This is a genomic window from Campylobacter aviculae (assembly GCF_005406215.1).
Classification (GTDB): Bacteria; Campylobacterota; Campylobacteria; order Campylobacterales; family Campylobacteraceae; genus Campylobacter_D; species Campylobacter_D aviculae.
Genome location: NZ_NXMA01000022.1, coordinates 1 through 10,532, shown reverse-complemented (window position 1 = coordinate 10,532; position 10,532 = coordinate 1). Strand labels below are relative to the sequence as shown.

11 protein-coding genes and 1 pseudogene are annotated in these 10,532 nt (G+C 25.9%); 1 reads left to right on the top strand and 11 read right to left on the bottom strand.

Annotated features, from left to right (window positions below; all coding sequences use genetic code 11):
• Positions 1-102 precede the first annotated feature (102 nt).
• Positions 103-252 (top strand): annotated as a pseudogene (locus CQA76_RS08410) (virulence factor); the annotation flags it as partial.
• A 68-nt stretch (positions 253-320) separates the two neighbouring features.
• Here CQA76_RS08410 and CQA76_RS08405 read toward each other — a convergent pair.
• The 11 genes from CQA76_RS08405 to CQA76_RS08355 all read right to left on the bottom strand — a co-directional run bounded on the left by CQA76_RS08405 (position 321) and on the right by CQA76_RS08355 (position 10,298).
• Positions 321-1,520: a TIR domain-containing protein gene (locus tag CQA76_RS08405; RefSeq protein ID WP_137622947.1), complete on the bottom strand. Its 1,200-nt coding sequence runs from the start codon at positions 1,518-1,520 to the stop codon at positions 321-323.
• Positions 1,504-1,968, bottom strand: a complete 465-nt coding sequence (locus tag CQA76_RS08400) for a hypothetical protein (protein ID WP_137622946.1) — start codon at positions 1,966-1,968, stop codon at positions 1,504-1,506. Before CQA76_RS08400 ends, CQA76_RS08405 begins: the two co-directional genes overlap by 17 nt.
• Positions 1,965-2,630, bottom strand: a complete 666-nt coding sequence (locus CQA76_RS08395; RefSeq protein WP_137622945.1) for a hypothetical protein — start codon at positions 2,628-2,630, stop codon at positions 1,965-1,967. Before CQA76_RS08395 ends, CQA76_RS08400 begins: the two co-directional genes overlap by 4 nt.
• A 104-nt stretch (positions 2,631-2,734) precedes the next feature.
• Positions 2,735-3,085: a hypothetical protein gene (locus tag CQA76_RS08390; RefSeq protein ID WP_137622944.1), complete on the bottom strand. Its 351-nt coding sequence runs from the start codon at positions 3,083-3,085 to the stop codon at positions 2,735-2,737.
• 15 nt (positions 3,086-3,100) lie between these two features.
• Positions 3,101-3,589, bottom strand: a complete 489-nt coding sequence (locus tag CQA76_RS08385; protein ID WP_170999736.1) for a YopX family protein — start codon at positions 3,587-3,589, stop codon at positions 3,101-3,103.
• A 103-nt stretch (positions 3,590-3,692) separates the two neighbouring features.
• A complete protein-coding gene (locus CQA76_RS08380) occupies positions 3,693-5,711 on the bottom strand; it encodes a DNA topoisomerase 3 (RefSeq protein WP_137622942.1) in 2,019 nt (672 codons plus the stop codon).
• Positions 5,712-5,819: 108 nt separating this feature from the next.
• Entirely contained in the window at positions 5,820-6,440 is a 621-nt protein-coding gene (locus CQA76_RS08375) for a hypothetical protein (RefSeq protein ID WP_137622941.1), read from the bottom strand.
• Positions 6,441-6,504: 64 nt separating this feature from the next.
• On the bottom strand, positions 6,505-7,305 hold the full coding sequence (locus CQA76_RS08370; protein ID WP_137622940.1) for a hypothetical protein: 801 nt from the start codon (positions 7,303-7,305) through the stop codon (positions 6,505-6,507).
• Positions 7,306-7,307: 2 nt separating this feature from the next.
• Positions 7,308-8,066, bottom strand: coding sequence for a TrbM/KikA/MpfK family conjugal transfer protein (locus tag CQA76_RS08365; protein WP_137621224.1), 759 nt, complete (start codon positions 8,064-8,066; stop codon positions 7,308-7,310).
• Positions 8,067-8,077: 11 nt separating this feature from the next.
• Positions 8,078-8,506 (bottom strand): cag pathogenicity island Cag12 family protein, encoded by a 429-nt coding sequence (locus CQA76_RS08360; RefSeq protein ID WP_137621223.1) that lies wholly within the window; start codon positions 8,504-8,506, stop codon positions 8,078-8,080.
• Positions 8,487-10,298 (bottom strand): type IV secretory system conjugative DNA transfer family protein, encoded by a 1,812-nt coding sequence (locus CQA76_RS08355; RefSeq protein WP_137621222.1) that lies wholly within the window; start codon positions 10,296-10,298, stop codon positions 8,487-8,489. The genes CQA76_RS08360 and CQA76_RS08355 overlap by 20 nt, the downstream gene beginning before the upstream one ends.
• Positions 10,299-10,532 lie beyond the last annotated feature (234 nt).

Here is a 10,532-nt window from a genome sequence, read left to right as displayed (position 1 = left end):
TCCTGAGTCTGAATTAAAAGATAAAGAATGTTTTAATGCTTATAAAGCACAATATTCTAAATCACTTGAAAAACCTCGCGAAAGTGCAATGGAATTTTTTAAGAACAACAAATGAATGCTGTTATTTGTGTTACAACAATACAAACATTAGCTAAAACTTTACCTTGCTTTTCTGCTTGTGTTAAAGATGTTAGAATGCTTAAAATCGAGGAAAATAACGATTTAATGCCTGCTGTTAAAGCTGTGTTATAAAATCATCGCTCATAATCTTTTTGTATTACGCTTTTAGAATTATGAGTGAATATTTTTCTTAGTAAATCTTACCTATTTAAAAGTAATAATTTATGATAATCTAATTTATTGAAATCTTCTTCAATAAACCATAAGTCATCCATTGTTTTTATTTGAAAATTATTTGATTGAATAGAATTTTTTGATATAATATATATCGGCTTTTTTAAATTATAAAAATAATTTAATTCATATTTGCACCATGGTGATTTTTTTGAATTATCCGATTCAACAAAAATCATTTCTTTAGATTGCTCCATTCTTTTTTCTAACACTTTTAAAGTTTCTTCGCATAGTAATTTTCGTTTAAGATAATCATTATCACATATCCAATCACAGAATACATTTTTATTGTTTTTATTTTCATAAGTTATTAATTTTTGAATTTCTTCACTGTCTAAATAACTATGTGAAATAAAAAAATCATACTCTTTAATTTTTTGTTCTTTTGCATTATTTATGCGGTATTCAAGCTCTTGAGGATTTCCTTGTATGCAACAACGTTCTTTTGCATAAATATTTTTTAAAATTTCCTTCCTTTTTTTATTTTTAGTATGGATCCGTATATACTTTTGTCTTCTGAGTCTTGGTTGATAATTAAAACTTTGCAAATGATAAAATGCATTTTCGCGCAATTGTCTATTTAGCTCTGTATCATTTAATTTAAAAAAAAATTGGATTATTTTACTTGAATAGTATTTTTTCAGTTCTACAAGAATATACATTCTGTCTTTTTGTGATGTATTTTTACTTTCATAAAAACCAATAAGTTTATCTAAAAAACTAGGATACATTTGTTGTGTTTTTAATAATGCTTTATTTATCTTTTTGTTTATTCTATCTATTTTTGGAAATCTTTTATTCCACAATTGGTTCTCCATTTTTTGTTTATATATTTCATCATATTTTTCATAATGTTGTTCTTGATAATCTTTGTTTGTAATCTTTTTAAATAAAGAAACATTTTTGATTAAAGAAGTTGGGTTTTGCATATTGTATCTTGTTCTTTTTTTGTGTTTATTAATATGTCGATCTTTTGTTGTATAGTAATTGTATTTTATTTTTACAGATTTCCATTCATGTGGGTAGTATTTTTTTAATAAGTCAATTACATCTTCTTTTGTATATCTTTTTGGTAAAATCGGTATAATAGTTTTAAGCTGAGAATTCCACATGTGAAATATATCTCTTATATCTTTTTCAAAAATGTGTTTAGTTACTCCAGGCAAAATTATACTTTATACAAAAACATATTTTATTTAAGAAAGGTAAGTAGTCATAAATTAAAATAAATATTAAAATAATACATATACTTCCATAAAAAGGAAGTATACTTATAGAAAAACAAATTTTAGAAACCGGATCAACTTCTTTATTATATCTTTTTGGATCTACATCAAAGAAATTATTATCACTAAACATTCTTGTAGCAATAATCTCATCATATTTTTTTCTAAATAATTTTTCTTGCCTTAAGTAGTATGAATCTAAAATCCAAAAAGCAATAAGAGGAATAAAAGCTATATATTTATGTTCAAATTTCAGAATTAATGCACTTACAACTAAAGCTACTGTCCATTTTTTAATTTCTAAAGAATTTGAAGCCATTCTTTTTATAATTTCTTGTAAATTTTTTACTTCTTCGGTAAGAATTTTTAATTTATCTTCTATTTTCATTTTAACATATTCAATAAGTCATTTAACTTTATTTCTGTCATATTTTTAATAATATCATCAATATTAAAAAAACATCTCATTGGTATTTTTCTATTCTCTTGAAGACTCTCTAAGAAATTTTCATAACCATATGTTATTTCTTTTTGATTAAACATATTTGCAATTTTTAGCTCAAAATAAATCCAAGGGGATTCTGTAGTTTTATTATGTTTAATGTCGATAATACTATTTTCACTTTCAAGAAAAATAAAATATCGACTAGATTGTATCATCTGAGTAATAGCTGTTGAAATCATAATATGTAAATTTTTTAATACAGTATTGGTTTGATATTGTTTAGCGAGATTTATTTCAGCATCATATACAGATTGCCAATACAAAGAATCAACAAAAACTTTTACATTTTTATAGTTATTTTCAATTTCTGATTTTATATATAAAGCTTTTTTGATATCTTTATATGAATGAGATAAAAATATACTAGTTTGTGAAATTTGAGGAAAAAAGTAATTTTGCATTTTTGTTCCATCAAAAGATTCATTTTTTAAATTATAACATTCTTTAATTATGTTAGTTAAATCTTCCTTATTTTTATTATATTCATTTTTATTATAACAGTATTGAATTTTATTAATATTAATTTTTAAATTTCGTTCATGCATAAAATACCTTATCTTTGTTTAAATACCAAAATAACATTATATAATATTATATTCTAATTGAAAATAAAATAAAAATTTTATTAAATTTTTCTCCTTTTAATTAATTATTTTTTAAAATCTTTCAAATTAATTTTCTTATAATTTGTTTCGTAAAAATGTTTTAGTTCATAAAAAGTCTGATCTTTTCCTTTTAAATTAAATCCTGATAAATCTATTTTTCGTTCTTGTTCTTCTTCGTAAGATATTATTATGTATTTTTTTCTATCCTTTGAAACAAAGGCAAAAGTATTTTTACTATTAAATAGATCGTATGTTTTAAGTTGATTGTGTTTGTTTATAATTCCATATAAAAAATTTAAAAAGACATTTTTTGTAAGTTTTATATTTTTTCTTTGAAGTTTTTCCATTAATAACTCAGCCTCATCCCATATTAAATCATAAAGTTTTTTTGACATTTTTATCTTTTCCTTTTAAAAATTCTCAAATAAATCTCTATTGTTATGGATATTTCCAATAACTTCTATCACATTTAGTTTTTCTAATTTTTCTAATTGACTTAATGACATTATGGCTTTAAAATAATTCTCTTTGATTTTTTCTTTATCTTTTAAATTTATATAATGATTAAGCGATGGCACAAGATTAAATACTCCTTTTCTAAGCTTAACAAGCCTAGAATAAGCCATAATAGGAGTATCTATAACATCATTCTCATAAATCTTTTTTCCATTTTTATCATAAAGTCCAGTCCAAAGCTCGATTTCTATATCTAATTCATCAGGCTTTAAAATATCTAAATATCCCTTTACATCTTTAACTCCTAAATCTTTATATTTAATCCCTGCACCGACATTTATTTTTTCTTTATCACTTTTTATAATAAAGATATAAGGATTTGGTTTTAAAAAAACTTTTTTTGTGTTATCCCAAATCCTAAAATCAAAATCACCTAATTTCATATTACACCATTGTCTCATAGAACTATAATATTATTTATTTAAATTAATTTAAATAAATTAAAATATATTTATATTTATTAATATTATATATTTTTGTGTAAATTTATATTTTCGGTTTCCCATTATCATCATAATACATAGCCTTACAACCTTGCTTAAATTCACTACAGCCCCACCACCATTTATTTCCATTTTTACTTTTTATTCTTTGTAAAAATCCCTTATTACATTGTGGACATTGAATTTTTGGTTTATTTTCATCTTCTAGTATTTTAAAGTCTTCATTATTGCTAATTCTTTGAATTTCATTAATAACTTCTTTTGTAACTTCTTCTAAGAATTGATTTCTTTGTAGTTCCAATGTTTCTATCATTTTTTGTTGCTCAAACCATAAAGCTGTCATATCAGGCGTAGTAAGTAATTTCGGAGAAAGTGCGATTAAATTTTTACCTTTTTTTGTAGATTTAACAACCTGTTTTTTGTCTTTACTTACCTCTATATAGCCTCTATAGATAAGGGTTTTTAGATGATTAGATCTTGTTGCAGGAGTGCCAATACCCCCACTCTCTCCTTTTTTATCTTTGTCTTTTTCAATTAAAAGTTTTTTTATTCTTTCATCTGTTACATATTTTGCAACGCTATTTAAATCTTTAAGTAATGTTGTCATAGTATAATAAGGACGAGGCTTTGTTTGTTTCTTTTCAATCTGTATTAAAGAACATTTTGCAATATCACCATCTTTTAAACTAGATAGATCATATTCATTCTTATCACCATCTTGCTCTTCTTTATCATTATCTATATTTTGCCATAAACTCCTAAAGCCGTTTTTTATCGTTTTATTTTGTGTGGCAGTAAAAATTCTTTGATTTATTTCTAAATTAATTGTAGAAGTTTGATATTCTCTAGGATTAAAGAATTGAATAATAAATCTTTTAGCAATTAAATCATAAACATAAAGCTCATCTTGAGTTAATTGAGATGAAATTTTGTTTTGAGTAGGTATTATTCCATAGTGTGCTGAAATATTAGAATCATTGAAAGCTTTACTTTTTATTGTTGTATCGCTATTAGAAATGAGAGTTTTGATTTCATCATTGTTTAAATTCTCTTTTATGCAGTTTAAAATTTTTGGTGCTTCTTCAAACATTGTTTCAGGTAAATATTGACAATCAGATCTATTGTAAGTTATTGCTTTATGTTTTTCTCTCAAAGATTGTGTGATTTGTAGTGTTTTATCAGGACTAAATCCAAAAATTTTTGCACATTCCGCCTGTAAAATAAGTAAGTTATAAGGCAGTGGCGGATATTCTTTTTTATTTTCTATTTTTAAGCTTATATTTGCACTTTGATTTTCACAAGAATTTTTAATTTCTTTAGCTATATTCTCATCTAAAATTTTTTCCTCTGTTTTTAATCTTGCTTTAATAATACTATTGTTAATTTCAAAATCTCCTAGTAAAGAATAATAGTCTATGCTTTTAAATGTTTCAAATTCTTTGTCTCTTGCTACTACTAATCCTAAAATAGGAGTTTGCACTCTACCGACACTTAAAACACCCTCAAAACCATTTTTTTGTGCAATTACGGTATAGGCTCTTGTAAGATTCATCCCAACAATCCAATCTGCTTGACTTCTTGCAAAACCTCTTTCACTCATTCCTTTAAAATCTGTATTTGGTTTAATTTTTGCTATTTCTTCTCTCACTGCTTTTGGTGTTAAATCATTAATTAAAACTCTAAATATAGGTTTAGAAGTTTTAGAATATTGCACAATTTCATCGACAAGAATTTGACCTTCATCGTCCGCATCACCACAATTTACAATAGAGGTAATTTTATTACTATGAATAAGATTGCAAATAATTTTTAGTTGTTTTTCGCTATCTTTTTTGGGTAGATATTTAAATTCTTTAATAGGTAGTGGTAAATCTTCAAGTTTCCATAATTTATATTTTTCATTATATTCTTCAGGTTTAGCAAGTTCTAAAATATGTCCAAAAGCCCAAGTAACAATATTATCACCTTTTTGTATATATCCTTCTCCGCTTTTATAGTTGCCATCCAATCCTTCTGCAATTGCTCTGCCAAGTTCAGGCTTTTCAGCTATAAATAATCTCACTTTTTACCTTTCTAAATTTGTCATTTATTTCTTTATACTATTAATAAATATTAGAAAATATTAATAAATAATATTAACTATAAATATACACCCTTATGGGTGTATATTTTACCTTTCAAAGCTTTTGTCTTGAGTTTTTTGAGGCTCTTTAATTTCTCGAGTTTGTTGCATTAGTTGCTCTTGTTTTTGTGCTTTCATTTCAGCTTCATTAACAACCTTAATTCCAGCATTTGAAATTACGGCTATAAACTCATTACCTTTTTCTTTGAGTTCTTGTTTTAACTCTTCATTATAAAGTCTTACATTAGTTTCTAAATAATGACTTTTAGTTCCATCTTGGTTTTGGCGTTCTATGACCCCAACCCCTTCAATTAATTCTTTTGCAGATTCTCGTTTTTGATTAATTGTGTAATAAAAATAACCCTGTTCATTTACATTAGAGTTTATATAGATAAAATCATCTCTATTTTGTGAATTTGTAGGTTTTAAAACTATATTGTGAGTTTTTTCATCTCTATTGACAAAATAGTTTTTCCACTCATCATTTATTTTCGCTGAAAAAAGCACAGCTCCGTGTTCCATTGCAGCAACTTGCCCAGCTTCTTTAATAACGTCGATTAAAGCAGTATCTATTTTTCTTTGTTGAATATCACCTTCTTTATTCTTGTAGTTTAAAGCATTGTTGGTATCAATAACAATCTTATCATTAACTAGTTTTCCAAATGCCATTTTTTATCCTTTTTTAAAAATTTATGATTTGTTTTTTGCATTTTTTTGTATATAATTTCTTTGTTCATTCACCTCCTTGTAGTGTGATTTGAATACTATTTTTATTCTCATTAAAAATAGTTTTTTTGTTTTTTGCAAAGCTCAAGGTGAAGCTTTTATTATCTTCATTAACAGAGATAGTAGCTAAACCTTGAGTGATTGTATTTATTCTTTCTCTTAATTTGCCATATTCTAAATATTTCGTATAGGTAAGAAGTATTAAAATACCAAGTATTATGCCTACTCCAGTAGATGTAAAACTAAAAAATATAAGATACCATTTAGCATTTTTTGTCATTTTTATAAAAATTTCTGAAAATATATTCAATTTTTGTTTTCCATCTTCGACAAAGCGATCAAGAAAAGTATTATAATTTTTTGCGTTATGAGAAAGTTTATATTCTACTATCTCGCAAAATTTGCTAATTTGTTCGTTATATTTTTTAAGTTTATCGTCCAACGATATTTTTTCAATATTATTAGCAAATTCTGCAAAATCTTCCATTGTTTTTTTAATGGAAGCTGTTTTATTGATAATTTCTTTCTCTTCATCGCTAGGCGGATTTTTAAAGTAAGAAATAATCGCTAGAAAAGTGTTATCTAGCTCTATAATATTACTTTCTAAATCTTTAAAAATACCATCTTCTGTATTGTTTTGTGAGTTTTGTTTGCCAATATTAATTTTGGCAATAATCACCTTTATAAGATTTTCAAACTTTTCTAATAACTCATTATAGTTTTGTGCAACTATATTTTTTGAGTTATTTTCATCATTGACACATTCAAGTTCAAAAAGATCGTTTTCTTCAGGGTTAATTTCATTCATTTTTATTTCTCATTTATCCAACAATCTTTTTTGATAACTATTTTTTGATAATAACCAATATCAATTCTATAATATTTGCGAAATCCTTCCTGTTTTCTTTTATTAGCAGGTAATCTAACAAATTCCACATAACTTATAGGAGTTAATTTCTCTCCTTGTTCTCTTTGTGAAACAGGTAAAGCATTATAGATTTCTTGTGATATTTCTTTTAACTCATACCCATTATCCCAATCCTTTTTTTCGTAAAATTTACTATTGCAAGTATATTTTAAATGGTAATCTGTATATTTGGATGAAGCTAAAAGCTTACAAGAATTTGTAAGTTGTGGATTTATTCTATATCCATAATATGAAACATCTTTGCAAGTGCTTCCATTTCCTGCTCCATTTGAAGTGCAAATAGTTTCTGTTCTTAATATAGTCTTTTCAATTCTTTTATTTAAGGAATCCGTGGAGCATTCACCATCTAAATTAACTAAAATTTCATTTTTATATTTAGATAATTCAGGATCTTTTTGATCATCTGTAGGACATAAATTTAAAAAATTACGTCTTTTAGTAATAACGTCACTCCAATGTCTTGCATCTATTCCAAAATATCTAGCCAATGCAGGACCACATTCAGGTGGTTTAATAGGACTTGCCAAACAAAGTAGGGCTTCACAAGATAATTTAGTATCACCTGTAAGCGTTTCTAAATTTAAAGCATTTACGCTACTTATTGCACCAAAAATAAAGAATGGTAGTAATGTTTTTTTCATTTTTTCTCCTTTTAAAAATTAGTTTTGTTAAAAAATAAAATATTAACTTTGTTAAAGTCTTCCTCTATCGGATCTACAGGTTGTAATTCAATAGGTGCTAAAACTTGATTTTTTTTAAAATACTGCTTATATTGTTCGATCAAATCTTCTCTACCTACTAAAATAATTCTTGTAGCATTATGAGCGAGCAAAAAAGTTTTAGTGATAAGATCATTTTTAATGAAATCATCATTAATTGTTTTTTTCTCCACTACAATATGATAAGTCCAATTAAATCCACTCAAATAAGGATCTTTAGGGACAAAATTATATTTTTTTTCTAAAATAGAATTATTGACAGCCAAAGCAGAACTATTATCTAGTTCCATTGGTTTAGGAGCCGAACATCCTACTATTACAAAAGCCATAAAGGCTAAACTACTAAGCGATTTTTTTGTCATTATTTTCTCCTATAATTTGAATTTGAATTTTACATTCCCCTTTTAAGATAGCGTTTTCTAATTGTTTGCGTGAAGGGATTCTTTTTATTGTTGATAAACTTTTTGAAACGGATTTAAATTTATCCATAAAATAAGAATCAGAATAATAAAACGCTTTGTTGCATAAAATAGGTTTGCCACTATCAATAGTAATGAGTTCATTTTCAAAAGGCATTTCTCTAAGTTCTTGTGGTAACATTAAGGCTCTACTTGCTTCACTAATGCTTCTTGATCCGCCACCATTGCCACCTGAATTAATACTTCTTGAACTTGTTTTAAAAGTAGTATTTCCTAAAATTCTAGAAATAGCCTCTGCGTCTTCTTGTTCTCTTGGTGCGTAAAAAATTTGACAAGCGTGATTTGTTAAGAGTGTCTTAGCACCTTCTTTACCATAGCCTAAAGGCGGTTGTGTTTCAAGCTGTGAATTAGATTGATAAATCATCAAAGAGCGTAACCAATATCCAGCCATAAAACTTATTGCAGATTGATAAATAGGAATTCTACCAGGTGCAGTGAATTCATCCATAACCATTAAACAAGCATATTTTAAGTCTTTATTACTTTGTGGCAATTCTTTGGTGTTTAATAAAATAAGTTGCGACCAGAAAATATTTAAAATAAATTGTGCATTTGCTAATTGATCAGGCGTAATTCCTATATAAATTGTCATTTTCTTTTTACGTAAATCTCTCAAATCAAAATCACTTGTTTCTGTGCTTAATCTTAACGTTTCGCTTTCAAATGGAACAAGTGGAGCGTTAAAAGAACTCATTACACCTGATTTAGTGGCGTCTGAATTAATATTAAAATAGCTTTCTAAACGCCTTATAGTTGCTTCATCTAAGATTTCACAATAGACTAAAAAATTATAAGTATCATCAAAACCTTTTAAAGTTTGATTTTCATTTTTGAGTGAAAAACCTTTTGAGAGTTGTAAAATATTGTAAAAGTTAAATTTTCCTACATCTACATTAAACTCACTTTGAAAATCTTTTCCATTGTCGGTTAATTCTAAATCTCTCCACATATAGCAAAGTCCTATAAATAGGTTTTGTGCTAAGCCATTAAAAAATTTCGATGTAGAATCTCCGTCAAGTGGATAAAGTATATTAGCTAAGTCCATTAATTGACTATCACAATGTTCTTTATCGCTCATATCAATATAGGTTAAAGGGTTATAGCGATGTGTTTGTCTTGAAAATGGATTAAACAAATAAACTTCTTGTTCTAAAATCTCTTTTCTATATTTGCTTGTATAGTCAAAACATTCTTGTTTAATGTCTTGCACTACAGCACTTTCTTGCCATTCTAATAAGTTTGGAATAACTATACCTACGCCCTTACCGCTTCTTGTAGGAGCTCCTAAAGCTACAAATTGCTGTCCATCAAATCTTAGTAACTTTTTTTTGTATTTACCGATAATAATGCCTTTATTACCAAATAAATTCATTTTTTTAATCTCATTAAAATTTGCAAATCTAGATTCACCAAATTGAGATTTTTTGGCTTTTAAAGATAACACCAAAATAGAAAATATAAGAAAACAAATACCAAAAGTAATACCTAAAGAAAGCCATATTTTTGGGTAATTATTAGTAATTGCTTGTAGAGTAAAATTGATATTATAAATTTCAATCGCTTTTATGATTTTCACTTTATTTAAAAAGAAAAAAACAACAGGTGTTAGTAAGTATGTGAAAATGAAACTAGCTACAATAAGAAAAATAACTTGAATATTTTTATTATTTTGCATTTGTGGCTCCAATGTTATATCTTTTTATTTAGATTTTTTAAAGAAATATTCATTTTTATCCTTTATTTGATTGTTAATAATTATAGGTTTACTCATCGTTTTAACTCCTTTTCTTTAGTTTGAGTATAGTTCTTATTTTTGGCGTTAAATTCTTCCAATTTTGTTTTAAAATCATTTGTAGATTTGTCTTTTTGTGCTATAATTTTTTCAGTAGTTGCTGAATGTGCATTTGCA

Bases quoted from the DNA above. Each gene is read 5' to 3' on its own strand.
- CQA76_RS08400 (WP_137622946.1), bottom strand. From the start codon at position 1,968: ATGAAAATAGAAGATAAATTAAAAATTCTTACCGAAGAAGTAAAAAAT.
- CQA76_RS08395 (WP_137622945.1), bottom strand. From the start codon at position 2,630: ATGCATGAACGAAATTTAAAAATTAATATTAATAAAATTCAATACTGT.
- CQA76_RS08390 (WP_137622944.1), bottom strand. From the start codon at position 3,085: ATGTCAAAAAAACTTTATGATTTAATATGGGATGAGGCTGAGTTATTA.
- CQA76_RS08385 (WP_170999736.1), bottom strand. From the start codon at position 3,589: ATGAAATTAGGTGATTTTGATTTTAGGATTTGGGATAACACAAAAAAA.
- CQA76_RS08375 (WP_137622941.1), bottom strand. From the start codon at position 6,440: ATGGCATTTGGAAAACTAGTTAATGATAAGATTGTTATTGATACCAAC.
- CQA76_RS08370 (WP_137622940.1), bottom strand. From the start codon at position 7,305: ATGAATGAAATTAACCCTGAAGAAAACGATCTTTTTGAACTTGAATGT.
- CQA76_RS08365 (WP_137621224.1), bottom strand. From the start codon at position 8,066: ATGAAAAAAACATTACTACCATTCTTTATTTTTGGTGCAATAAGTAGC.
- CQA76_RS08360 (WP_137621223.1), bottom strand. From the start codon at position 8,506: ATGACAAAAAAATCGCTTAGTAGTTTAGCCTTTATGGCTTTTGTAATA.
- CQA76_RS08355 (WP_137621222.1), bottom strand. From the start codon at position 10,298: ATGCAAAATAATAAAAATATTCAAGTTATTTTTCTTATTGTAGCTAGT.